This window comes from Streptomyces sp. NPDC002403 (genome assembly GCF_053593015.1).
In genome coordinates, this window is record NZ_JBSFBQ010000065.1 from 1 (window position 1) to 22693 (window position 22693).

20 protein-coding genes and 5 pseudogenes are annotated in these 22693 nt (G+C 68.8%); 13 read left to right on the forward strand and 12 right to left on the reverse strand.

The window, feature by feature from the left end:
* Together ACWCPY_RS37565 and ACWCPY_RS37570 are read left to right on the forward strand one after the other, a co-directional pair.
* Nucleotides 1–174: transposase (locus tag ACWCPY_RS37565; protein WP_451272858.1), on the forward strand; the 174-nt coding region annotated here is incomplete at its 5' end.
* Nucleotides 175–221: 47 nt separating this feature from the next.
* Nucleotides 222–1020 (forward strand): annotated as a pseudogene (locus ACWCPY_RS37570) (IS5 family transposase); the annotation flags it as partial.
* Between the two features lie 101 nt (nucleotides 1021–1121).
* Here ACWCPY_RS37570 and ACWCPY_RS37575 read toward each other — a convergent pair.
* On the reverse strand, nucleotides 1122–1565 hold the full coding sequence (locus ACWCPY_RS37575) for a hypothetical protein (RefSeq protein ID WP_451272802.1): 444 nt from the start codon (nucleotides 1563–1565) through the stop codon (nucleotides 1122–1124).
* Nucleotides 1566–1913: 348 nt separating this feature from the next.
* On the opposite strand from ACWCPY_RS37575, the gene ACWCPY_RS37580 reads away from it, so the two are divergent.
* The 3 genes from ACWCPY_RS37580 to ACWCPY_RS37590 are packed head-to-tail and all read left to right on the forward strand — an operon-like array spanning nucleotide 1914 to nucleotide 3053.
* Nucleotides 1914–2105: a hypothetical protein gene (locus ACWCPY_RS37580; RefSeq protein ID WP_451272804.1), complete on the forward strand. Its 192-nt coding sequence runs from the start codon at nucleotides 1914–1916 to the stop codon at nucleotides 2103–2105.
* On the forward strand, nucleotides 2074–2601 hold the full coding sequence (locus ACWCPY_RS37585; RefSeq protein ID WP_451272806.1) for a DUF6879 family protein: 528 nt from the start codon (nucleotides 2074–2076) through the stop codon (nucleotides 2599–2601). The genes ACWCPY_RS37580 and ACWCPY_RS37585 overlap by 32 nt, the downstream gene beginning before the upstream one ends.
* Nucleotides 2562–3053, forward strand: coding sequence for a helix-turn-helix domain-containing protein (locus ACWCPY_RS37590; protein ID WP_451272808.1), 492 nt, complete (start codon nucleotides 2562–2564; stop codon nucleotides 3051–3053). Before ACWCPY_RS37585 ends, ACWCPY_RS37590 begins: the two co-directional genes overlap by 40 nt.
* 99 nt (nucleotides 3054–3152) lie before the next feature.
* Here ACWCPY_RS37590 and ACWCPY_RS37595 read toward each other — a convergent pair whose 3' ends face one another.
* From ACWCPY_RS37595 to ACWCPY_RS37610, 4 genes are all read right to left on the reverse strand, one after another.
* Nucleotides 3153–3992 carry an alpha/beta fold hydrolase gene (locus tag ACWCPY_RS37595; RefSeq protein ID WP_451272810.1) on the reverse strand — a complete coding sequence of 280 codons (840 nt, stop codon included), beginning with the start codon at nucleotides 3990–3992 and terminating at the stop codon, nucleotides 3153–3155.
* Between the two features lie 92 nt (nucleotides 3993–4084).
* A complete protein-coding gene (locus ACWCPY_RS37600; RefSeq protein ID WP_451272812.1) occupies nucleotides 4085–4783 on the reverse strand; it encodes an alpha/beta fold hydrolase in 699 nt (232 codons plus the stop codon).
* 138 nt (nucleotides 4784–4921) lie between these two features.
* Entirely contained in the window at nucleotides 4922–7156 is a 2235-nt protein-coding gene (locus ACWCPY_RS37605) for a helix-turn-helix domain-containing protein (protein WP_451272814.1), read from the reverse strand.
* Between the two features lie 145 nt (nucleotides 7157–7301).
* The gene (locus tag ACWCPY_RS37610) at nucleotides 7302–8228 is read right to left on the reverse strand and encodes an oxidoreductase (protein WP_451272816.1); all 927 of its coding nucleotides are present in this window, start codon (nucleotides 8226–8228) and stop codon (nucleotides 7302–7304) included.
* Nucleotides 8229–8362: 134 nt separating this feature from the next.
* On the opposite strand from ACWCPY_RS37610, the gene ACWCPY_RS37615 reads away from it, so the two are divergent.
* Entirely contained in the window at nucleotides 8363–9283 is a 921-nt protein-coding gene (locus ACWCPY_RS37615; protein WP_451272818.1) for a helix-turn-helix transcriptional regulator, read from the forward strand.
* On the opposite strand, the gene ACWCPY_RS37620 is transcribed toward ACWCPY_RS37615, so the two are convergent.
* A complete protein-coding gene (locus tag ACWCPY_RS37620; RefSeq protein WP_451272860.1) occupies nucleotides 9270–10424 on the reverse strand; it encodes an MFS transporter in 1155 nt (384 codons plus the stop codon). The genes ACWCPY_RS37615 and ACWCPY_RS37620 overlap by 14 nt on opposite strands.
* Before the next feature lie 120 nt (nucleotides 10425–10544).
* Between ACWCPY_RS37620 and ACWCPY_RS37625 the strand changes: the two genes are divergently transcribed.
* Nucleotides 10545–11309 carry an AraC family transcriptional regulator gene (locus ACWCPY_RS37625; protein WP_451272820.1) on the forward strand — a complete coding sequence of 255 codons (765 nt, stop codon included), beginning with the start codon at nucleotides 10545–10547 and terminating at the stop codon, nucleotides 11307–11309.
* 47 nt (nucleotides 11310–11356) lie between these two features.
* On the opposite strand, the gene ACWCPY_RS37630 is transcribed toward ACWCPY_RS37625, so the two are convergent.
* On the reverse strand, nucleotides 11357–12595 hold the full coding sequence (locus ACWCPY_RS37630) for an FAD-dependent monooxygenase (protein ID WP_451272822.1): 1239 nt from the start codon (nucleotides 12593–12595) through the stop codon (nucleotides 11357–11359).
* Between the two features lie 93 nt (nucleotides 12596–12688).
* Between ACWCPY_RS37630 and ACWCPY_RS37635 the strand changes: the two genes are divergently transcribed.
* Both ACWCPY_RS37635 and ACWCPY_RS37640 read left to right on the forward strand, forming a co-directional pair.
* Nucleotides 12689–13504 (forward strand): SDR family NAD(P)-dependent oxidoreductase, encoded by an 816-nt coding sequence (locus ACWCPY_RS37635; RefSeq protein ID WP_451272824.1) that lies wholly within the window; start codon nucleotides 12689–12691, stop codon nucleotides 13502–13504.
* Between the two features lie 77 nt (nucleotides 13505–13581).
* Nucleotides 13582–14178, forward strand: a complete 597-nt coding sequence (locus ACWCPY_RS37640; RefSeq protein ID WP_451272826.1) for a TetR/AcrR family transcriptional regulator C-terminal domain-containing protein — start codon at nucleotides 13582–13584, stop codon at nucleotides 14176–14178.
* A gap of 59 nt (nucleotides 14179–14237) precedes the next feature.
* On the opposite strand, the gene ACWCPY_RS37645 is transcribed toward ACWCPY_RS37640, so the two are convergent.
* Nucleotides 14238–14384 (reverse strand): hypothetical protein, encoded by a 147-nt coding sequence (locus ACWCPY_RS37645; RefSeq protein ID WP_451272828.1) that lies wholly within the window; start codon nucleotides 14382–14384, stop codon nucleotides 14238–14240.
* A 94-nt stretch (nucleotides 14385–14478) separates the two neighbouring features.
* On the opposite strand from ACWCPY_RS37645, the pseudogene ACWCPY_RS37650 reads away from it, so the two are divergent.
* Together ACWCPY_RS37650 and ACWCPY_RS37655 are read left to right on the forward strand one after the other, a co-directional pair.
* Nucleotides 14479–15300 (forward strand): annotated as a pseudogene (locus tag ACWCPY_RS37650) (IS630 family transposase); the annotation flags it as partial.
* A 127-nt stretch (nucleotides 15301–15427) separates the two neighbouring features.
* Nucleotides 15428–15676, forward strand: a pseudogene (locus ACWCPY_RS37655) (histidine phosphatase family protein); the annotation flags it as partial.
* 63 nt (nucleotides 15677–15739) lie between these two features.
* Here ACWCPY_RS37655 and ACWCPY_RS37660 read toward each other — a convergent pair.
* Together ACWCPY_RS37660 and ACWCPY_RS37665 are read right to left on the reverse strand one after the other, a co-directional pair.
* A complete protein-coding gene (locus ACWCPY_RS37660; RefSeq protein WP_451272830.1) occupies nucleotides 15740–17977 on the reverse strand; it encodes an outer membrane protein assembly factor BamB family protein in 2238 nt (745 codons plus the stop codon).
* 260 nt (nucleotides 17978–18237) lie between these two features.
* Nucleotides 18238–18420: pseudogene (locus tag ACWCPY_RS37665) on the reverse strand (IS5/IS1182 family transposase); the annotation flags it as partial.
* A gap of 312 nt (nucleotides 18421–18732) precedes the next feature.
* Between ACWCPY_RS37665 and ACWCPY_RS37670 the strand changes: the two are divergent.
* A pseudogene (locus ACWCPY_RS37670) lies at nucleotides 18733–19887 on the forward strand (alpha-hydroxy-acid oxidizing protein); the annotation flags it as partial.
* Between the two features lie 143 nt (nucleotides 19888–20030).
* Nucleotides 20031–20993, forward strand: a complete 963-nt coding sequence (locus ACWCPY_RS37675; protein ID WP_451272832.1) for an amidohydrolase family protein — start codon at nucleotides 20031–20033, stop codon at nucleotides 20991–20993.
* A 644-nt stretch (nucleotides 20994–21637) separates the two neighbouring features.
* On the opposite strand, the gene ACWCPY_RS37680 is transcribed toward ACWCPY_RS37675, so the two are convergent.
* Together ACWCPY_RS37680 and ACWCPY_RS37685 are read right to left on the reverse strand one after the other, a co-directional pair.
* Nucleotides 21638–21916 (reverse strand): hypothetical protein, encoded by a 279-nt coding sequence (locus ACWCPY_RS37680; RefSeq protein WP_451272834.1) that lies wholly within the window; start codon nucleotides 21914–21916, stop codon nucleotides 21638–21640.
* A 304-nt stretch (nucleotides 21917–22220) separates the two neighbouring features.
* A complete protein-coding gene (locus ACWCPY_RS37685; RefSeq protein ID WP_451272836.1) occupies nucleotides 22221–22676 on the reverse strand; it encodes a nuclear transport factor 2 family protein in 456 nt (151 codons plus the stop codon).
* Between the last annotated feature and the right edge of the window lie 17 nt (nucleotides 22677–22693).

Below are 22693 nucleotides of genomic sequence, written 5' to 3' on the forward strand. Positions count from 1 at the left end.
CCGCACGGCTCCGGCCTGGGCAAGACGCGCTGGGTCGTCGAGCGGACCTTCGCCTGGCTGCACCAGTTCAAACGCCTTCGGATCCGCTACGAGATCCACGCCGACCTCCATCTCGGTCTGCTCCAACTCGCCTGCAGCATCATCTGCTTGAGACGACTCCGAACCGCATTCTGAAACGATCAGTAAGAAGTCATCTCATTTGGTTGGGTGAGCTGTTGGCCGTGGCGGGGATTGTTGAGCGGCTGGTGCCGGACGAGTTGTGGGAACTGTTCCAGCGGGTGGTACCGGAGGCGCCGTCGCGGCCTCAGGGTGGCGGTCGGCGTCGCCACGGCGACCGGGAGGTCCTGGCTGCGAGCGTGTTCGTGGCCACGTCGGACTGCACGTGGCAGCAACTGCCCGCGGCGTCGTTCGGGCCGTCCGGGGCGACGGCCCACCGACGTTTCGCCGAGTGGACGAAGGCCAGGGTGTGGGCCAGGCTCCACCGCCTGGTCCTCGACGAACTCGGCTCACGCGGCGACCTGGACTGGTCGCGTTGCGCGATCGACTCGGTGAACATGCGGGCCCTGAAATGGGGGGCCTGACAGGTCCGAATCCTGTCGACCGGGGCAAGTACGGCTCAAAGATCCACCTGATCACCGAGCGGACCGGTCTGCCCCTGTCCGTCGGCATCTCCGGTGCCAACGTCCACGACAGCCAGGCCCTGATCCCGCTCGTGAAGGGCATCCCCCGGTCCGCTCCCGCCGCGGTCCTCGCCGACGCAAGCCCGCAAGACTCCACGCCGACAAGGGCTACGACTACCGCCACCTGCGGCAATGGCTGTCACGGCGCGGCATCCGGCACCGCATCGCCCGCAAAGGCGTCGACTCCTTGCAGCGGCTCGGGCGGCACCGCTGGACCATCGAACGGACCATGGCCTGGCTCGCCGCCTGCCGCCGACTCCACCGCCGCTACGAACGCAAGGCCGAGCACTTCCTCGCCTTCACCAGCATCGCCTGCACCCTCATCTGCTACCGCAGGCTCGCCAAATGCGATGACTTCTACGCGGATCACCCTGCCCAACCGTCACGAAGCCCGAAACCGGGTAGGGGTTCGCGCTGTCCAACTACCGTGCGAACCCGGCGTCACGTGGCAGCCAGCTCCGGCACTTCGAGAGCTTCGGCTACCTTGCGGGCCAGCTGCGCCACCTGCGGCGGCAGGTAGCTGTCCAGCGAGTCGACGTCGTCGCACTGCCGCGCCTTCAGCCCGTGCAGGCACGCCTCGGTGAACAGCCTGCCCGGGTCGTCCTCGGGGCTCTGCGCCTGCTCGGCCTGCCGCTGGCCCCGGTGATGCCGCATCCGGTTCACCAGGTCCCGCATCGCCTCGTACGAGAGCGCCTCGCCCGTCAGGCCCGTCACGTGCGCGTGTTCCCCTTCCTGTGCGCCGTGAGCACGGATCTCCTGCTGCCCGACCTGGAGATAGCTCTGCAACGTGTGGGATGCCATGCCGGTGCGCTCGCAGTACGCGGCGATCAGCATGGCCACCACGTCCATGGTGTCCGCAGCGTCCGTGGCCCGGTACAGCGTCATCCGCTTTCAGGTCTGCGCCTGGTCGGGCTCGGTGTACCGCAGCACCTCCTGGCAGCTCTGCACGCCCTCGGAGACCAGCTGGTGAATTGCGCGCCGCAGCGGCTCGGGCATCTGAGTGTCTTCCATGGCCGCACGCTGGGGGGACCACGTCCCTGGAATCCGCAGTCACGGCCCTCGATCACCCGGACGGACCAGATGCCGCTGGCATCGGGCCTTGACCGCGACACCGGCCTGCGGGACGGTCAGCGTGTAACTACACGCAACTGGCTTTCTCCGGAGGCGATCACGGCGTCACTTTCCTTTGGCACGGACCCGAACTCGGGCGGAGGGAACTGCCCTGCGGTGTGGGTGGACACCGACACCACCGAGGGGTCGGAGCTGGTCCTGCAGGGCAAGTTCGCCGAGACGGCGACCCGGGGCGCCTGCGGCCAGGACAGTCCACCGGCGCACGACGAGGGAGTCATCCGGATCCCGGTCCGGATGGTGGATCAGATCAGGAAGGCGTGCAATGCCGCAGAAGGCGCCGACCCCCAGCTTTGAGGACCTGCTCGACTCCGACCAGCACCGTGCCCTGCACCTGGAACTGCGGGACGTCTACGCAGTGGGGGAGGAGCGGGAGGTCTTCGACGCGTTCCTGCGGGACGTGAGCGTGCCCGCGGACGACTCGGAGTACTGGGGCGGCTGGCTGCCGCTGGTGAAGCGGGCCGTCGCCCGCGGGGTGAAGGTCCTGCGGGCCCGGATCGTCTCCGAGCCTGTCACCGACTGCATCCGCTTCGAGCACGCCATCGCCGACGCCAACCTCCGCGCCGGCGAACAGGTCCGCTGGCTGCCCCGCCGCTGCGCCTCCACGTTCGCGCTGCCCGGCAACGATTTCTGGCTCATCGACGACCAGGTCGTGCGCCGGAACCTGTTTTCCGGTGACGGCCAGGCTCTCGAGCCCGACCACACCGAAGATCCCAGCGCGGTCAAGCTGCGTGCCGAGGCGTTCCGCTCTGTATGGGACCTGGCCACATTGCACGCCGACTACCGCATCTGACCGAAACGTACATCCAAGGGCCGCCACTTCATGACGACCGCCTCCCCATCGTCCAGCGCACAGGGGCCCGCGAGGCGCTCGCCGTGCGCCTGCAGCACCTGTGCAAGGACGCCGGCCCCACCGGGCGTGAACTCTCCGCTCGGTGCGGCTGGCACCCCGCGGAAACCACCCGCATCCCGAAAGGCGCGGCCCTGCCCTCGGACACCGACATCCGCGCCTGGTGCACGGCGTGCGGCGCGGACGACCAGGATGACGACTCCATGTACCTGGAGTGGCGCCGCCTCCACCGAAGCGGCATGCGCCACGTCCAGCGTGCTCTGGACTGCCTCCTTGCCGGCGCCCACCTCGAAGACCTCGTCCAAGCCCCGGCCTACTGGCAACCCGGATGGGAGTACCCCTTCCCACCACCCGGCCAACCCGGTCACAGCACTAGCGATGTTGCACGGGGGTAGGACGCGCTGCCGGGGCTGTTCGTCCCGTCTCAGGAGCGCTTCGGCGTGGGTTCTTCGCCGGCGGGCCCGGCCCAGGGGTGCGGGCCGGGGGAGTGCTGGTCACCTGGTGGCTCTGGCGGCGTCCTCGATCAGCTTTGCGGTGGTCTTCGGGTGACTGATCATCGCGACGTGGGACGAGGTCGGGATTTCGACGACCTTGCGGAATTTCGCGCGGCGGTACATCCAGCGTTCGGCCGCGGGCGGGATCGCCTTGTCCCGCCCGGCAACCAGTCCCCACGACGGGATCGTCCGCCACGCGGCTGTCTTGGTCGGGTAGGTGAAGGAGTCCGCGTCAAAGGGCCGCTGAGTGGCCTGCAGGAGTCGGAACTCAGCCGTGGACAGGTCGGCGGCGAAGGCCGCCTGGCCGTCCTTGCTCAGGTACAGGTCGGTTCCGGTGGTGCCGTCGGGTTTCGTGTAGGGGACCGGAACGCTCACGGGCAGGACCTCGCTGCCCGGGAACTTGTCGATGAGCTCGCCCTGGGTCTCGCCCACCTCGGGCGCGAACGCCGCGATGTAGACCAGCGCCTTGACGTTGCTCTTTCCGGCAGCCGCGTTCGTGATGACGGTTCCGCCCATGGAATGTGCGACGAGTACGACCGGCCCGCTGATGGAGTCCAGCAGACCCCCGATGTACGGGGCGTCGGTCGGGATGCCCCGCAGCGGGTTCGACCCCGCGATCGTGGTGTAGCCCTTGCTCTGCAGCTCCCTGATGACTCCGTTCCAGCACGACGAGTCGGCGTAGCCGCCGTGGACCAGCACGATGGTCGGCTTGGTGCCCGGCGCGGGGCGGCTGCCGGTCGCGGCCGTGGCGCTGCTGGGGGTGAGGATCGCGGCCGATGCCGCGGCGGCGGCGCCGGTGGTGATGACTCTGCGGCGGGTGAACGTGGGGCGGTCAGACATGCGGATACTCCCGAGGTGGTGGACGGAGCAGGGCGAGTACGGGGCCTCTCGTCCGGGCGGCAGGCATCGCCCGGACGAGAGGCGGGCGGCGGCTAGGACCGGCCGCCCAGGCTCTCGGCGGCTTGCGCGATGACGGCGGCGACGACGGCCGGGCGGGAGACGTAGACGGCGTGGCTGCCCGGGGTTTCAGTGACGGTCGCGCCGGCCCGCTCGGACATGGCTCGCTGGGCGGGTGGGGGGATCATGCGGTCGTCGGTGGCGATCAGGTACCAGGACGGCTTGGTTCGCCAGGCCGGTTCAGAGATCACCCCACCAAGTGCGTCGACGCCCCACGGGACTTGGGAGTCGGCCATGAACGCCGTCAACTTCTCGGGCACGTCGGCGGCGAAGGAAGCCGCGAATTTCTCGCGGTCCAGGAACAGGAAACCGTCCTGGGGCGGCAGGATCGGCGGGACCGGTGCGCCGGGCGGCGGCTCGGCGATCAGGGAGTTGACGGACTCGCCCTTGTCCGGCGCGAACGCTGTGATGTAGGTGAGACCGGCTACGTTGGGGTGGTTGCCGGCCTCAGTGATGACGGCGCCGCCGTAGGAGTGGCCGACCAGTACGGCCGGGCCGTCAAGGCCGTCGAGTACCTGGTGCGTGACGGCGACGTCACCGGCCAGGGACAGGGTCGGGTTCTGCACGACGGCCACCCGGTAGCCGTCGGCACTCAGATGCTCGTGGACGCCCTGCCATCCCGATCCGTCCACGAAGCCGCCGTGCACGAGAACGATGTTCTTGATAGGTGCCATCGTCACTCCTGACCTGGAGGGACAGCGCCTGGGCGGCCGTCCCGGTGCCCGTAAGTCAAGCCGTGACGGAGCTGTCGGACCATGCAGAACAGCACGCAGGATTACTCGATCCCCCTCCAAAGGACTCTCGTGGAAGGGTCACCGGGAGCCTGCCGCTTGAGAGTTGCAGCGGTCGCTGCCCTGGCTGTCCCCGATCGCCTCGAAGACCTGTGCCGCCCGTAAGTATGTCGCGACGCTCTCCTCGGCGCGGCCTTCGCGGGCCAGCAGGCTGCCCAGGGTTTCCAGGGCCTCGGCCTGCCGGTAGTCGGCCATCTGCAGCGTGCTCATGGCGTCGATGCCCTCGACGAGCATGCTGACCGCCTCCGCGCGCCGACCGAGGTGTTCGAGGCAGGTGCCGATGCGGATCAGCGCGATGGGCCGGCAGTGGGCCGCGATGCTGGGCGTCATTCCCGAGTCCGGGTCATCCAGCAGCACCAGCAGGTCGAGACATTGCTCCAACGCCTGCGCGTACTGCCCTTCGTCCAGGCGGTACCTCGCGATCGCCGCACGCGTCTGGACGTGCGAATCGATGTCGCAGACCGTCTTGAACATCGCGGCGGCCCGGGTGGAGGACTCGACGGCTTCGCCGATCCGTCCGAGCAGTGCCAGCGCCGTGGAGGTGTACTGGTGAGCCCAGGCAACCTGTGCCAGAGCATCGCCCCGGGTAGCCAACTCCAGCGCCTGGGTCGCACACCGCAGGACGGCCTCGGGGCTGCTGGGCGGCACCGTATGGACCCACGCCAGGTAGTTCAGCTGGGTCGCCTGCTGCTTCAGATCGCCCAGGGCCGCTGCGGCATCGGCTCCCTGGGCGAAGACCTCCTGCCAGTGCGGGCTGTGCGCCCAGCGTTCGGAGAACCAGTGCATCGACTCCGCGCAGTCCAGGACGATCGAGTGACGGCCGACGGCCGCCGCGGCCCGCATCGCCCCCAGCCAGTTGTCCGCGTTCTCCCGCAGCCACCGGTCGGCTGCCTCCGCGGAGGGCGGCACGACGAGGTCGGCGTCGTGCCGCCCAGCGGGGCCGAAGCCGGGTTCGAACCGTCGCCCGCACGACGTGGCCATCCGCAGCAGCCACGACACCACCATCTCGGACAACGCTGCTCTCTCCGAGGCGGTCTCCTCCGCATGAAGCCGATCGCGAGCGAACAGGCGGACCAGGTCGTGGAAATGGTAGCGACCCCCGTCACTGTCGGAGAGCAGGCCGAGGTCGACGAGGTCGTCGAGCGCCGCCCACGCGTCCACGCTCGGCACCTCGCCGACGACGGCCGCCAAGGCCGCATGGAAGCCCTGGCCCGGCACCACAGCCAGCCGCCGGAACATCCGCCGTGCGGCGTCGGAGAGTTGTTCGTACGACATCCTGAACGCATTGGCAATCTTGAGGTCGCCGGCCGTGAACTGCTCCAGCCTGCGCTCCTCGTCCGCCAGCCGGGCAGCCAGTTCAGCCGCGCCCCATCCGGGCCGGCTGGCAAGCCGGTTCCCGATGATCCGCAGAGCGAGCGGCAGGCCACCGCACAGCTCGGCGAGCCGGGTGAGCGCCAACTCGCAGTCGGACTGGGCGCGTTCACCCATGATTCCGATCAGTAAGGCCCTGGACTCCGGCAACGACAGTGGCCCCAGGGCGAGCCTGCGCACTCCCTCCAGCCCGGCCAGCAACCGCCGGGTGGTGATCAGGACCCGGCCCGTGCCGCCGCCCGGCAGCAGCGGGCGTACCTGCTCCTCCGACCCTGCATTGTCGAGGACGACCAGAACACGCTTGTCCCGCAGCAGCGCCCGGTACAGGGAGGCACGCTCCTGGGTGCCTGCCGGGATCTGTTGGTCCGCAGCTCCCAGTGCCCGAAGCAGCAGATGCAGCGCATCGTCGGCGGACAGCGGCCGTTGCGACATGCCCAGCAGATCGACGAAGAGCACTCCGTCCGGAAAGCTCGGCCGCACCGTATGGGCGGCACGGACGGCGAAGGTCGTCTTGCCCAGGCCCGCGGAACCGGTGACGAGACCCACCACGCCGACGCCCGGCGAGCCCTCGGCGTACACCAGTTGGCTCACCCAGACCAGTTCCGCCGCCCGGCCCGTGAAATCTGCGACCGAACGCGGCAGTTCGCACAGCCGGCTCGGACGCGCCCAGTGATCCCGCAGCCGGCCCTCGCGCGCCAACGCGATCAACTGCTCGCGTTTCTCCCCCGCCAGGGCCAGCGCATCCGCCAGAGCCGTCACGGTCCGCTGCTGCGGTCCCTTGCTGCGCCCGCGCTCCATGTCCGACAAGGTCCGCGCGCTCACACCCGAAACCTCGGCCAACTGCTCCAATGTCCACCGTGCCGCACGCCGATGACGACGTAACACCTCACCGAAACCGAGACGTCCAGAAATGACGCCACCCCCTCAGCGGCCAAGTCCCCACCCGCCGCAACGATCCGCGATCCCGCCCAGACCATCTGCTACCGCACGTTCTACCACCGCCATCCCGGTCGAACGAGGTGCGTCGTGGTCAGAGGTAGGTCACGCCGGTCAACTGCTCGGCCTGCGTCCAGAGCCGACCGCCCGTCTCGGGGTGGGCGGCTCCGGCACCGGGCCGGACCTCCCGCACGTCCCGGCCGCGCATTTCCTTGTAGCCGGAGGGGCCGAAGAAATGTCCGCCGCACACGTCGGGCGCTGTGGCGGCATGCAGCTGCGGCAGTGCTCCCTGTTCGCTGGGTGCCTGGAGAATCCGCAGGACGGCCCGGGCCATGAGCTGCTGGATCCGGCCTCGGTCCCGCAAGGCCCGCGGGTTGAGGTTGCTCCGGCTCATGCCGGGGTGGGCCAGGACGCTGAGAACGGACGACCCAGTGTCACGCAGGCGGCGGTCGAGCTCGAGGCCGAAGACGGTCGAGGCCAGCTTGGACCGGTTGTAGGCACGATTCGCCTGGTAGTCGTGATGCGACATGAGGTCGTCGAGGTCGAGCCGGGCGTTCCTGTGAGTGAGCGAGCTGATGTTGACCACCCTCGGCGCGTCGGTGTGGCCGAGCGGGTCGAGCAGGAGGCCGGTGAGGGCGAAGTGGCCGAGCATGTTCGTGCCCATGTGCAGCTCGAACCCGTCGGCCGTGGTGCGGGCGGGTCCGAGGTCCAGGACGCCCGCGTTGTTGATCAGCAGGTCGATCGCCGGGTGCGCGGCGGCCAGCTCCTTGGCGAACGCCTGGACCGACGCGAGAGAGGCGAGGTCCAGTTTCCGCACCTCCAGGTCGGCCGCCGGCACTGCCGCACGGATCGCGGCGACAGCCCGCTCGCCTGCCGCGGTGTCGCGTACGGCGAGTACGGTCTTGGCCCCGTGCCGGGCGAGTTCGGTCGCCGTGACCAGACCGAGGCCGGAATTGGCCCCGGTCACGACGGCGACCCTGCCGTGCTGGTCGGGGATGAGTCGGGTGTTCCACGCGGCCATGGCGGCGCTCCTGCGGTGCTTCGGGGATGGTTCGCCGGTCACCGTAAGAGCACATCGACGCGGTTTGGTCGTACCCGTTTGCCTGGGAATGGCAGACCTACCTTGGCGGACCGGCCGCGGTGCACACTGGCAGCATGGCTACCGATCATCCCTATGCGCGCGAACTGGGGGACTTCCTGCGCGCCCGGCGGGCCCGGCTGCGTCCGCAGGACGTCGGCCTGGAGCCCGGAGGCCGTCGGAAGGTCGCCGGGCTGCGCCGCGAGGAGATCGCCCTGCTGGCCGGTCTGAGCACGGACTACTACCAGCGGATGGAGCAGGGCCGCGACGTCCGCCCCTCCGACGACGCCCTCGACGGCCTGGCCAGCGCCCTGCTCCTGGACAGCGACGAACGCCGGTACCTCTTCGACCTGGCCCGCGCCGCCCGGCGTCCGGTCCGAGCCCGTCCGCACCGCCGCGCCGAACGCGTTCCGGAGAGCACCCGGCGCCTGCTGCACGTCCTGGCCACCCCGGGCCTGGTGCTCGGCCGCCACCTCGACGTCCTCGCCTGGAATCCGCTCGCCGAAGCCCTGCTGGGCGATCCAGCGGACCGGCCCCCGGCGGATCGCAACATGGTCTCGGTCCTGTTCCGGGACCCCGAGGCCCGAATGCTCTGCCCCGGCTGGGAGAGCATGGCCCGCCAGTACGTGGCGATGTTGCGTTCCGCTGTCGCGGACGACCCGGACCACCCGCGAGCCACGGCGCTCGTCGGCGAACTCAGCATCCACAGCGCCGACTTCCGGCGGCTGTGGGCACGGCACGACGTCCGGGAGAACGTCCACGGGACGACTCTCTTCCAGCACCCCGAGGTCGGCGGAATCACCCTCGACTGGGACACCTACCCCCTGCCCGGCAACCCCGGCCCGGTCCTCCTGGTCTTCACCGCCGAACCCGGAACCGCGGATGCGGAACGCCTCCAACTCCTCGCAACCTTGCGCGTGACCCGGGGCACAGCCACCCGGCGGCCGGACGCCGACGAGGTTCGCCCGCGGCCCGCCCGCATCGTCAGGGGGCCGTGAGGACGGTGCCTTCAGCGGGCGCAGCTTCGTCCTGGTCCGGTTCGCGCAAGAAGGCGGAGAACAGCATCGCGAGTACCGGCACGGTGGCGAGTACGGCAAGTGTGCCCCGCGGCCCGTAGTGGGTCGCGGCCATGCCGAGAAGCGGCATGAACAGTCCGCCGGCGCTCATCGCGAGGCCGAGGGTGACGCCGGCCGCGGTTCCGGGCCTGCTGGGCAGGTAGTCCTGGCCGAGCTTGATGAGGACGGCGAACGGGATGTTCGAGATCAGGCCGACCAGCAACGCAAGGGGCAGCGCAGCGTACTTGTTGTCGCAAAGGAGCATGAGCCCCAGGGCGGGCAGCATGGCCGCGTTGCCGATCTGCACGGTGCGCACCATCCCGATGCGGTCTGCCAGCCGTCCGCCGAGCAATGTTCCGGCCACGCCACCGCCGAGTACGAGCGTCAGGGCGAGGCCCCCCAGGCCGCTGCTCGCGTCGAGGTGGCGGATCCAGTACAGCGAGATGAAGGTGTTGAGTCCGGTCGAGATGGTGGACCGCACGATCTCGACGGCGGTCAGGGCCGCGAACCGGCCCGGCCTGTCCTTGCCCTGGCGCTGTACCTTCGTGACCGCCGTCTCGGAGGTCCGGTTGTGGTGGCGCAGCAGGACGAAGCCCATCAGGACGGCAGGGGGGATGAACAGCGCGGTCGCGCCCATCCCGAGGTTGCCCAGGGCCGGTGTGACCAGCGCCGGGGCGACGAAGAACCCCACACTGCCGCCCGCGGCGAAGTAGCTCATCGCGGTGGCACTGCCCCCAGCCGCCCGGCGGGCATCACGGCCTGCGGGCGGATGGAACATCGCGATCCCGACCCCCGCTGTCAACAGGAGAGCGAACACCAGCGGATAGGAGGGCACCAGTCCGGACAAGCCTGCCCCGATGCCCGCCAGGCTGATCCCCAGCGGCGACATCCATCGCATCCGGAACCGGTCGGCGAGCAGCCCGATCGGCACCTGCGGCAAGGCGCTGCCGAGCGTCGCGGCGAGTGCCAGCCCCGACGCCTGTACGTAGCTGAAGTCCCGTTGCAGAACGAAGTAGGGGACGGCGGCAGGTACGAGCCCCTGGTAGAAGTCGTCGACGGCATGGGCACTGGCCCAGATCCGCATCCGGCGCCAGTGCCCGGGCGGACCATCTGCCTCAGGGGGCGTGCTTGTTTCCTGGATCGTTGTCACACACTCACGATGGGCCGGAGCACCCTGGGCGCGCTTCCCGTATTCTGCCTATCCATGTCGCAGATCCGCCACGAGCCCGTCGCGCCGACGAGCACCCAGCTTCTCGGCGGCGGCGCGACCATCGACCGGCACCGCCACGACGACCACCAACTGATCTACGTCAGCTCGGGCGTACTCGCGATCACCACGGAACACGGCTCCTGGATCGCCTCCAACGACCGCGCCCTGTGGATCCCGGCGTACACCTGGCACGAACACCGTTTCTACGGCCGGAGCCGCTTCCACACCATCGGCTTCCCCGCCCGGGACACCACGCCCCTGCTCGACACCGAACGCCCCGCGGTCATCGCCGTCGACGCCCTGGTGCGCGAACTGCTCATCGCGCTCACCACCACACTCACCCCGGCCGAGACCCGGCACATCGAAGCAGTGCTGCGCGACCGGCTACGCCGCGTCGCGGCCCAGCCCATGGCCCTGCCCGCCGCCCGCGACCAGAGACTGGCCGACGCCTGTCGGCTGGTGCAGGAAGACTTGTACCAGCCCTGGACTCTGGGCCGACTTGCCGGCCGAGTACACACCAGCGAGCGCACCCTCTCCCGCCTGTACCGCGACGAGTTCGGCCTGACCTTCCCCCAGTGGCGCACCCGTGCCCGCATCTTCGCCGCGATGGTCATGCTCGCCGAGGGCGCCACTGTCACCGACACCGCTCACGCCTGCGGATGGGCGACCACCAGCGCCTTCGTCCAGATCTTCGCCCGGACAGCCGGAGTCACTCCCGGTGCCTACCGCGCCGGCATGGGTAAACCGCAGCAGGAATGACAGCTGGGAGCACCACGAGTCAGGGCCGTGTGGGAGTCACCTTCGCGTCAGGCCGGGATGGGCCCCAGCGCCGAGTAGTCCGGCAGGACGAATCCGTTGGACACCCGGATCTGGGGCCGCACCATGAACGGCCGCAGCCGCGTCGGCAGGTGCTCGAAGAGGTGCACGAGGCGGGTGCGTGCGGCCACGCCCAGGGCGGTCTCGGGCGTCATCATCTTCGCTCCCTCGTCCCGACCAAGATCCTGAACGCTGGCGAGCCACGGCCGCAGCACCCGCTCGTAGGAGGCGAGTCCGGCAGGTACGTCGCCGGCGTGCCGGGCCAGCTCGCCGGCCAGCACATAGGCGCCGACGAGGGAGATCGTGGCACCGTGCCCGGACAGCGGTGAGGCGCAATACGCGGCGTCTCCCACGAGGCCGACACGTCCCTTGGACCATGACCCGAGCACCACCTGGGAGAAAGAGTCGAAATAGAAATCGGGCGTCTCTTCGATCTGCGCGGCGACACGTGACGCTTCCCAGCCCATGCCGGCGATGCGCGAGCGCACGATGTTCTTCGTCAGTTCGGTGTCGCGGTAGTCGTAGTCCAGCGGCCGCTCGTTGAAGGTGAAGGCTGCCAGCGCCCGGGTGTTCTGTTCGGTCGACCGCAGCACGAGCGAACGTCCGGGCTCGCCGTACAGGAGCGCGATATCGCGCAGTTGAAGGTCGTTGCCCACCGTCCACCAGGCGATGTACGAGCCGAGGTGCCGCAGGAACGGCTGCTCGGGCCCGAAGAGCTTGCCCCGTGTAGCCGAGTGCAGTCCGTCCGCACCGATGACCACGTCGAACCGTCGGGGTTCACGCTGCTCGAAGTGGACGACGACGCCTTCGCCGCTGTCGTCCAGACGGGCGATGCGGTCGCCGAAGAGATACTCGACATCGTCCGCGGCCGCATCGTAGATGATCTTCGAGAGTGCGCCGCGGCCGATCTCGATCTCGGCGATGGGACCGTCCCCGCGGAAGCCTTCGACCGGGACGAACGCGCGAGACCTGTTGCGCTCGTCCACGAGTCGGAGCCCGTCGGTCGGGGTGCGGGCGGCGCGCATCTGTTCCAGCAGGCCCATACCCCTGACTACCTCGCGCCCCACCCCTCGCAGATCGACGATCTGGCCACCGGAGCGCAGCGCGGGAGCCATCTCCACGACGGTGACGGAGGCGCCGTAGCGGTGTAGCCAGAACGCCAGCGCGGGACCGGCGACGCTCGCTCCCGAGATCAGCACGGAGCTACCGCGCAGAGGTTCGTTCGACATGACAAAGCTCCTCAATGTTCCCGATTGACACTTGGTCGCTGACCAAGTTTACTGAAGAATAGTTGGTCGGTGACCAAGAATAAGGGGTACGAGATGACTGCGAAGACATGGCTCATCACCGGAGCATCCAAGGGGTTCGGCAAACAGTGGGCGGAAGCCGCGCTCGAACGCGGTGATCGCGTCGCCGCCACGAGCCGCACCTCCGACGCCTTGGACGAACTACGCAAGGAGCATGCCGACAACCTGCTGCCACTGCAGTTGGACGTCACCGATCGCACGGCCGTCGGCGCCGCCGTACAGCAGGCAGTCGACCACTTCGGCCGCCTCGACGTCGTGGTCAACAACGCCGGGTACGGCCTGTTCGGCATGGTCGAGGAGACGAGCGAAGAGCAGGCCCGCACCCAGCTCGACGTCAATCTGCTCGGCCCGCTCTGGGTCACCCAGGCCGCGCTGCCGCATCTGCGTGCCCAGGGCAGCGGGCACATCATCCAGGTCTCGTCGATCGCGGGCGTGTTCTCGCTGCCCGGCCTCGGCCTCTACCACGCCTCGAAGTTCGGTCTTGAGGGCTTCACCGCAAGCCTTGCCAAGGAGGTGAAGGACTTCGGTATCAGCGTCACCTTGGTCGAACCCGCCGGCTATGCCACCGAGTGGGCCGGCCCCTCCGCGGTCCACGCCGATCAGCTGCCTGCCTACGACGCCTTCCGCGCCGCCATGCAGCGCCCGGCCGGAGCGCGCGGCGAACCGGCCGCCACCCGTGCAGCGATCCTCGCTGTCGTCGACGCCGAGGAGCCGCCGCTGCGGATCTTCTTCGGCAAGGGCCCACTCGACGTGTTCCGTGCGGAGTACGCATCCCGCATTGAAGAGTGGGAGCGCTGGGATACCGTGTCGCAGGCCGCGTTCGGCGCCTGACCCGAGCCGTGAGCTGCCCACTTGTAGCATGACCAGGCACTCGCCGACGGGCGACGGAGAAGGGACGGAGCACGAGGATGCGCTGGACGCTGGACGACGTGATCGAGGCGGCGTTCTCCACGCTCGAGACCGAAGGACTCGACAAGTTGACGCTGCGCGGCGTCGCCCGCACCCTCGGCTCCCACCTCAACTCGGTCAGCTGGTACGTGAAGACGAAACAGACCCTCATCGAGACACTGGCCGACCACATCGTCGGCTCCGTCGACGTCACGGACCTGCCCGAAGACCCGGTCGGGCGGGTCCGGACGGTCGCCACCCGCTACCGGGCTGCCATGCTCGCGCACCGCGACGGCGGCCGCCTGGTAGCGGGAACCTTCGCCGGCACGGGCAAGACTCTGCGTGTCGCCGACATCATCGTCGCCGCACTGCTGGACGCCGGGTTCAAGGAGCCGGAGGCGGCCCGTCTGTGCTGGTCGATCGTCTATTTCACCCTGGGCCTGACCCAAGAGGAACAGACACCGTGCGACAACCCCCGCGGCTCTTTCCACGAACTCGTCGCCACCGGTGCCTATCCCGCACTCTCCCGGGTCGGCGAGGAACTTATGGTCGCCGACTCCTTCGACGATCGCTTCCACTACGGACTGGCCCGGATGCTGGGTAGCGCCAAGGTGTAGAGCGTGCTTGCCTACCCCCAGCACGCGGGTGTCCCCCGACGACCAACACGCCCTCCTTGTCACCGACGCTCTGGCTTGCGCCGCGGCTCCTGGCCGGTGAGCTGTCGGCTCATCCGCCGACGGTAGGCGTCATCGACCGGGTCACTGACCCGCAGCAGGTGCAGGGGCTTGGCGATCCGCCCGTACTCGTCGAACGCCTGGCCCATCGGAACCGCTCACACCTGGGCCCTGCCCGTGCTGGTGCTGTGACCGGGAAGGTTCGCCGGGTGTCGGTTGGAACGGTTGGATGCGCGGCAACCGGCCACCACCCGCCCCACCAAGTTCGGCCAGCCCTTCACCCGCTGGTCGATCCGCAGACTCGTCGCCTACTTGCGGAAAGTGCACGGACGCGTCATCCGGATCGGTCGCGAAGCGATACGGTGCCTGCTCCGGCGCCGCGGCATCACCTTCCAGCGCACCAAGACCTGGAAGGAGCCCCCCCGAATCCGATCGCGACTTCAAGCTCGACCGCCTCGAGCGCGTCCTGGCGCACTTCCCGGACCGCGTCTTCGCCTTCGACGAGTTCGGCCCCCTCGGGATCCGCCCCCACGGCAGGTTCCTGCTGGGCGAAGCAGGGCAAGCCCGATCGCCTGCCAGCGACCTACCACCGCACCCACGGCGTCACCTACTTCCACGGGTGCTACTTCGTCGGCAACGATCGACTGTGGGGCGTCAACCGCCGCCGCAAAGGCACCGCCAACACCCCGGCCGCGCTGAAGTCAACCGCGCCGCCCGACCCGACGGCGCCCCGATCTACATCATCCTGGACAACCTCTCCGCCCACACCGGCCAGGACATCCGCCGCTGGTCGCAGAAGAACAAGGTCGAGCTGTGCTTCACCCCGACCTACGCCTCCTGGGCCAACCCGATCGAGGCCCACCTCGGCCCGCTGTGGCAGTTCGCCCTGTCCCACTCCCAGCACCACAGCTACCCCGCACAGACCCGGGCCCCTTCACCGCTACCTTCGCTGGCGCAACGCCAGCGCCCACCACCCCGACGTCCTCGCTGCACAGCGCAAGGAGCATGCCCGCATCCGCAGCGAGAAAGGCATCCGGGGGCGGACGTCCTCCCAAGGCGGCCTGACCATGAACAGCAGGGCGATGACATCGATCCAACTCGTCTACGAGACCCACGCCACCACCACCGACAACGAGGCGGAATCGCCACCGGCTGGCTGCCGGGCGTCCTCTCAGCAGCCGGCCGCCGACAGGCCCGGGAACTCGGCGATCGCCGCCGCAACGACGGCATCGCGGCGGTGTTCACCTCCGATCTGCACCGCGCGATGGACACCGCGCGGATCGCCTTCGCGGGCACCACACTCCCGATCCACCACGATCCCCGCCTGCGTGAATGCAACTACGGACGCCTCAACGGCTGTCCGCAGGAAGCTCTTGCACCGATACGAGGCCGGCACATCGACGAGCCCTTCCCCGGAGACCAGAGCTACCGCGAGGTTCTGGCCGCCACCGAAGACTTCCTCACCGACCTGGCCGATCGGTGGGCCGGCAACCGCATTCTGCCGTCATGTCTGGATGGCGTACAGAGCGTGGTCCTTACTGCCGACGTAGACTACATCGCCCGCCACCGTCGGGGAGGACTCCAGACCAGCGCCCGTGCGAAAGGCCCAGCGCTTCTTCCCTGTTCGCGCGTCCACCGCGTACAGATGACTGTCCTCACTGCACACGTAGACCACCCCGTCTGCTACAGCCGCGGCGGAGAAGACAGTGCTTTCGGTTTCGAAAGCCCAGCGCTTCTTGCCTGTCGCGGCGTCCAGAGCGAACAGATACTCGATGCTGTCGCCGACGTACACCACGCCATCGGCCACAGTCGGCGACAAGAGAGCGCGGTTGCCGGCACCTACGTTCTTGTATTTGGCACCGGCGCGGGACCACTGCTGCTGCCCTGTCGCGGCATTCACCGCGTACAAGCGACTACTGGAGATGTAAACCAGGCCGTTGGCCACGACCGGGGCGGAGTTCACGCCGTCGAGGACGGGGAAGGCCCAACGTCGTTTTCCCGTCTTGGCGTCCAGCGCGTAGAGATGATCGTCGTCGCTGGCGAAGTACACGACACCGCTCACCACGACCGGCGCCTCTGTCACATCGCCATTCTTGCGGCAGCGAAAGTCCCATCTTTTCTTGCCTGTTACCGCGTCCACCGCGTAGAGGTGCCCGTCGCTGCTTCCGACGTAGACGACGTTGTCGACCACGACCGGCGACCAGAATATCGATCCGTCGCCGAAGACCCAGCGTCTTTTGCCGGTTGCGGCGTCCACCGCGTACAGGCCGTTGAGGTAGGTGCCCACATAGAGGAGATCGCCCGCGACAACAGACGACGAGTAGACGACACTGCCGGTGTCGAGGGACCAGTGCTTCTTGCCCGTGGCAGCGTCCAGCGCGTACACATTGTTGTCGTTGCTGCCGAAGTAGACCACGCCGTTCGCGATGGTTGGCGTCGACTTCACCTCGTCGTCGGTACGAAAGGACCAGAGTTGCTGGCCGGGCTTTCGGGGGGCCGGCGGAGTGGTGGTACGGGCTGGTTTCCGTGCGGATGGCTGAAGGGCGGAGGGCGAGCCGGCGGAGCCGGAACCCCCGTCGGCGGTCTTCCAGACCGCGACGGCCAGTCCTACGGCGGCTGCCGTACCCGTCAGGGCGAACAGGGCGCTGCGCCGGGAGAGGGGAGGCGGCATGTCGCCGGGGCTTTGGCTTTGCGCGGCGTGGTCTGCGGTCTGGGTGGGCTCGTCGTGCAGGGCCGGGGCGGTGGCTGGAGAGGTGTCGGTTGCGGCGGGTGTCGCGGACGCGGCAGGCGTCTGCAGCGGTTCGGGCGTGGCTCCGTGCAGTGCGGCGGGCATGTCCGGCGCGGTGGGGGTCGGTGCTGCGGCAAGTGCGGGCGTCGAGGCGGGGTTGCGGGGCAGCGGGGTGGCGGCCTTCGCCCGGACCAGCCGGTCGACCTCGTCGGGCATCCAGTCGGGCTCCGTGAGCAGGGGCGTTGCTTCGGCCGTATCCCGCTCGCCCGGGGTGGTCATGCGGTGCAGCAGGTCGGCTACGGTCGGCCGCTGGTCGGGCTCTTTGGCCAAGCAGGCCGCCACGGTCTGGCGCAGTTCCAGGGGAAGAGCGTCGAGGTCGGGCTCCTCGTATACGGCGCGGAAGTGCAGGGCGTGAGGGGTGCCGGTGCCGAACGGGCCGATGCCGGCGGCGGTGTAGGCGAGTACCGCGCCGAGCGCGAAGACGTCGCTGGGGGGCCCGATGGGCCGACCGGTGAGTTGTTCCGGGGACATGAAGCCGGGCGTGCCGATCGTCATGCCGGTGTGGGTCAGCGCGCTGGCCTCGCTCGCTGTCGAAATGCCGAAGTCGATCACTCGGGGGCCGTCGGGGGCCAGCAGGACATTGGAGGGTTTCAGATCGCGGTGCACGACGCCGGCGGCGTGGATCGCTTCCAGGGCCTCCGCCAGACCGGCGCCGAGTGCCAGCACGTGCCCGGCCTGCCACGGCCCGTGCTGGGCAACCGCCTCGCCCAGCGACACACCGGATACGTAGACGGTCGCCAGCCAGGCCGGGGAGCCGTCGGGGTCGGCGTCGACAACCCCGGCGGTGAAGGCCCCGTTCACCCTGCGGGCGGCCGTCACTTCACGATCGAAGCGGCGCCGGAAGTCTATGTCCCGGGCCAGCTCCGGCCGTACCACCTTCAGCGCGACCGGGCGACCACCGGGCGAACGTCCCAGGTACACCTGCCCCATGCCGCCCGCGCCGATCCGCGCCACGATCCGGTACCGCCCCACCTGCCGCGGGTCCTCCGGCTCCAGTCCGTCGAACACGGCCCCTCCTCTGCGAACGGCGCAGCCCTCCCGGGCACTGACAGCGCGCATCATGCCAGAACGGGTGGGGACGGGAGAGGGGAGCATCAACGGGGCCACTGGGGCGCGACTGCCCAGGCGGTATCCGTCCTCCGTTACCTACTTCGCGAGGCCCACTCCGGCCTACCGGGCCGAACACATCCCGGGGCCATGAGGCACTGCTCGGATCATGTTCTGAGCCAGATGACGAGGGCTGCGACTGTGACGGTGCCGAGGTAGATGTAGGCGCGTTTCTCGTAGCGGGTGGCGACGGCGCGGAAGCCTTTGAGACGGTTGATGGTGCGTTCGACGGTGTTGCGTTTCTTGTAGCGCTCGCTGTCGAAGCCGGTGGGCCGCCCGCCTCGGGAACCACCACCACCTCCGGCCGGCGCCGCCCACCCTCAGCCGCACACGTCACCGCACTCGCCCCGCTCGGGGGCCGGGCCGGGTGATGCACACGTCCGGGTCAATGCGGCAGCGAGTGGGACGACCTGGGTGGGCCGAGTGGATCAGCGCCGCTTTGCGGCGGGCACCGGTGTCCGCCAGATTCGAAGCAGCATTTTCGAACTCACGGCCGTGCCGCTGAGGCCCGATCCGCGAAGGAACGGCGGCGGACCGCGTACTCATGCTGCACCGGACGGGCACGCCAACAGCCCGTCCGCTGACTGTCAGGAGACTTGCAGGTGACCGCGCATTTCGGTGACCACCAGGACGATATCTACCAGGGCGGGCTGCGGGGCGTCGTACCGCCGTTCCCGATGTCGTTCGAAGAGCTGGAGGCCAGGGCTCGGGCCGCCCTGCCGCCGTCCCTCGTGTCGTATGTCGCCGGCGGGGCCGGCAACGAGCACACCCAGCGGGCCAATGTCGACGCCTTCACCAGGTGGGGGCTCATCACCACGGATGCTGGTGGGCGCGGTCGAGCGCGACCTGTCGGTGGACCTCTTCGGTCTGCGGCTGCCGTCCCCGCTGATGATGGCCCCGATCGGTGTGATCGGGCTGTGTGCCCAGGACGGCCACGGGGACCTGGCCGTCGCCCGGGCGGAAGCCGGAACCGGAGCGCCGATGAACGCCTCCACTCTCACGGTCGATCCGATGGAGGAGGTCGCGGAGCAGTTCGAGGGGGTTCCCGGCTTCTTCCAGCTCTACCCCCCGGACGACCGGGAGCTGGCCGAGAGCCGGGTGCACCGCGCGGAGACGGCTGGCTTCAAGGGCATCGTGGTCACGCTGGACACCTGGCTCACCGGCTGGCGGCCGCGTGATCTGTCCACCAGCAACTTCCCGCAGCTGCGCGGCAACTGCCTGGCGAACTACACCTCCGACCCGGTCTTCCGCTCCCGGCTGGACCGTATGCCCGAGGCCGACCCGCCTACTGCGGTCGCCCACTGGGCGAAGACCTTCGGGTATCCGCTGACCTGGGACGACCTGCCACGGCTGCGCTCGATCACCCAGATGCCCTTGCTGCTGAAGGGCATCTGCCAGCCCGACGACGTGCGGCGCGCGAGGGACGCGGGAATGGACGGGGTGTACTGCTCCAACCACGGCGGCCGACAGGCCAAGGCGGGCTGCCCGCCCTGGACGCCCTCCTGGCCGTGGTGGATGCCGCGGACGGACTGCCGGTTGTCTTCGACCCGGGCGTCCGGTCAGGCGCCGACATCGTCAAGGCGCTGGCGCTGGGCGCCACTGCGGTGGCCGTGGGCCGACCGTACGCCTACGGGCTGGCGACCGGCGGCACACCGGGCGTCGTGCATGTGCTGCGCGCCCTGCTCGCCGAGGTGGATCTCATCATGGCGATCGACGGCTACCCCATCCTCGCCGACCTCACCCGCGAGGCACTTCGACCGACCCGGGGGACAGCAGCGAATCCCCAGTGGCGCATGCGCGGGACGTGCCGGACCGTGCCGCTGCCCGTGCGGATTCCCGCGGCGATCCGGTGCGCTCCGCCCGATTCGATACACGCCGACCGAGGAAGACGGGAACCACCATGAAGATCATTGCGCTCGAGGAAGCCTTCAGCGTACCCGGCATGGCCACCGCCGGAGCCGCCCTCCAACAGCCGACGAAGTTCCGGCCCGGTGTACTGGCTGAGCTGGAACGCCGGCTGCCCGAGTTCAGCGAACTGCGACTGAAGGACATGGACGAGCACGGTGTCGACATGCAGGTACTGTCTCTCACCACCCCCGGCGTGCAGATGCAACCCGACGCCGCCATTGCCGTCTCCGACGCGCAACTGGCCAACGACGTCCTCGCCGGCGTCGTCGAAGAGCATCCGGAGCGGTTCGCGGGGCTTGCCGCGATGCCCCTGCAGGACCCGGCCGCCGCCGTACGCGAACTCGACCGGGCCCTGAACGACCTCGGCCTGTCCGGCGTTCTGGTCAACGGCCATACCCTGGGCCACTACCTCGACGAACCACAGTTTCAGGTGTTCTGGGAAGCACTCGCCGGACACGACGTGCCGTTGTATCTGCACCCCAACAGCGCCCCGCTGGGCTGGCCGGTGTTCGAAGGCCGCCCCGAGCTGATCGGCCCCACCTACGCGTGGACCGCCGAAACCGGCGCCCACGCGCTCCGCCTGATCTGCAGTGGTCTGTTCGACCGGTTTCCTACCGCCAAGGTCATCCTCGGCCACATGGGCGAGATGCTGCCCTTCCACCTGTCCCGGATCGACACCCGGCTGCCCTACGTCGACACCGAGGTGAACCTGGCCAAAAAGCCCTCCGAGTACTTCATCGACAACTTCCACATCACCACCAGCGGTGTCACCGCCACCAGCGCACTGCTGGGAGCCGTCCTCGCCATCGGCATCGACAACATCTGCTTCGCCATCGACTACCCGTACGAGTCGAGCACCCAGGCCACCGAGTTCCTCCGCAATCTCCCTCTCAGCGACGCCGACCTGAACAAAATCACCCACAGCAACGCTGAGCGGCTCCTGCGCCTGGGCTGACACGGCAACTCCGCGAACGGTCGGAGCCGTTCCCTGCCACGTCCGGTGTGTTGAAGTCTTGCCGCCCTTTGGCGCCCCTGGTTCCTGCACGGCTCACTCCTTACAGCCCGTCGTTCAGACAAGGGGTGCCGTAGTAGTGGACGCAAGAACAACGGAGGGGACGGCGGCGAAGACCGGCGAGAACGCTGAGTACTCCGTTGTCGTAAGGCAGTTACCCGATACGAAGGAGCCGGCGTTCAAGACCTGCAGGCCTACAGCGACGGCCGCATCGACCGCTGGATCGAGCTGGGCGGGGGCAGCGACTCCCCGCGTCCAGCGTCATCAAGCCCGATCGCACACCAGCCACTGCCGGCGACAAGTCGCAACTCAGACGTGATGATCACGATCTTCTCATGATGGGTGACGACGAAGTCGGTCCTACCGAGCATGAAGAACGCGGCGCACCGCTCCGTATCCGCTCCATGACTTCTCGGTGGTCAGCCTCAGTTGCCGAGCTACCTCGTCCGGCTCCACCGCATGCCGCGCCAACGCGGTCAGTGGTTCGACCGTATCCGGGGGCTTGACCATCTCCGGTCACGCCGCACACTCGATCAGGTTCCGGCGCCCCGATAACGCCACCCGAAGGCACGGCCGCGAGGGTGCTGTCACCAGGTGACCATCAAAGACTCTGGACCGCGCATCAACCGCCCCTCTTTGAAGGGAATCATCGCAAGCGAGTTTGCAGGATGCAGGTTGGGCAGGCTGGTGAAGAGTGTGCCGATCGCTACTCGCAACTCGGCGCGTGCGAGTTCCGCCCCGAGGTGGTAATGCGGACCGTATCCGAAGGCAAGATGTGGACTACTGCATCGGCCGAGAACGATTTCGTCCGGAGAGTCAAAAACCGAAGGATCCCGATTGGGCCCCGCACTCCGCTCGATGGACATCCGCACCAGCCGGCGTCAACGCTCGGGCCGCCGTGAGCCGTGAGCCGTGAGCCGGAGGGACAGGCTCGTCCACGACCGCTGTTGGCGGCGCGCTCCGGCCGACACCTGCCTGCGCCGGAGACAACTGCCGCCTTCTGGTATGGAGAGCCGGCAGAACTCCGGGGTGGCTGGCGGGCCGCAAAATGATCCTCTGTCGGGGCCGTGACCGGCGTGGACTGCTCGGCGAGATCACCGGCACGGGCCGCGTGGAGGTGACCGCGGCGTCCGTCGCGCACCGCGTCCGGCGGGCGGCCGGCGAGGCCGTTCAGTCCGTTGAACGGGGACGTGCAGGGAAGGAGATTCCGAGGGCGTCGAGGACGGCCAGCGGGTCGAGGTAGTCCCGCCAGTGCGTGATCCTGCGGTCCCGGATGGTGATCACGGAGACGAAGTGGTTCTCGTACGCCCGTCCCGTTCCGACCGCGCGACCGTGCACCACGTACTCGAGGACGACGACCGACGTCTCACGGTCATGGTGGACGGCGAGGCCGTCGGCGCTCTCCGCGACCATCGTGTCCCCGTACCCGCGGTACAGCTCGGCAAGTGCGTCCCGGCCCTCGATCCTTCTCGGGTAGTCGGCCACGGTGACCACGTACTCGGTGACGGCATCCTCGGTGAACCAGTCGAAGAAATGGTCCCCATCGATCAGACCGTCGAGCCCCTCCCCGACGATGCGGAAGAACGGCTCCAGCGCTGTGAAGTCGTCCAGGTCCTGCACGGTCATGACGTTCCTCGATTCCT

Coding starts and splice junctions, on each gene's coding strand:
- ACWCPY_RS37575 (WP_451272802.1), bottom strand. CDS start 1,565: ATGACGCTGTACCGGGCCACGGACGCTGCGGACACCATGGACGTGGTG.
- ACWCPY_RS37585 (WP_451272806.1), top strand. CDS start 2,074: ATGCCGCAGAAGGCGCCGACCCCCAGCTTTGAGGACCTGCTCGACTCC.
- ACWCPY_RS37590 (WP_451272808.1), top strand. CDS start 2,562: ATGGGACCTGGCCACATTGCACGCCGACTACCGCATCTGACCGAAACG.
- ACWCPY_RS37595 (WP_451272810.1), bottom strand. CDS start 3,992: ATGTCTGACCGCCCCACGTTCACCCGCCGCAGAGTCATCACCACCGGC.
- ACWCPY_RS37600 (WP_451272812.1), bottom strand. CDS start 4,783: ATGGCACCTATCAAGAACATCGTTCTCGTGCACGGCGGCTTCGTGGAC.
- ACWCPY_RS37610 (WP_451272816.1), bottom strand. CDS start 8,228: ATGGCCGCGTGGAACACCCGACTCATCCCCGACCAGCACGGCAGGGTC.
- ACWCPY_RS37615 (WP_451272818.1), top strand. CDS start 8,363: ATGGCTACCGATCATCCCTATGCGCGCGAACTGGGGGACTTCCTGCGC.
- ACWCPY_RS37620 (WP_451272860.1), bottom strand. CDS start 10,424: ATGCGGATCTGGGCCAGTGCCCATGCCGTCGACGACTTCTACCAGGGG.
- ACWCPY_RS37625 (WP_451272820.1), top strand. CDS start 10,545: ATGTCGCAGATCCGCCACGAGCCCGTCGCGCCGACGAGCACCCAGCTT.
- ACWCPY_RS37630 (WP_451272822.1), bottom strand. CDS start 12,595: ATGTCGAACGAACCTCTGCGCGGTAGCTCCGTGCTGATCTCGGGAGCG.
- ACWCPY_RS37635 (WP_451272824.1), top strand. CDS start 12,689: ATGACTGCGAAGACATGGCTCATCACCGGAGCATCCAAGGGGTTCGGC.
- ACWCPY_RS37640 (WP_451272826.1), top strand. CDS start 13,582: ATGCGCTGGACGCTGGACGACGTGATCGAGGCGGCGTTCTCCACGCTC.
- ACWCPY_RS37645 (WP_451272828.1), bottom strand. CDS start 14,384: ATGGGCCAGGCGTTCGACGAGTACGGGCGGATCGCCAAGCCCCTGCAC.
- ACWCPY_RS37675 (WP_451272832.1), top strand. CDS start 20,031: ATGAAGATCATTGCGCTCGAGGAAGCCTTCAGCGTACCCGGCATGGCC.
- ACWCPY_RS37680 (WP_451272834.1), bottom strand. CDS start 21,916: ATGTCCATCGAGCGGAGTGCGGGGCCCAATCGGGATCCTTCGGTTTTT.
- ACWCPY_RS37685 (WP_451272836.1), bottom strand. CDS start 22,676: ATGACCGTGCAGGACCTGGACGACTTCACAGCGCTGGAGCCGTTCTTC.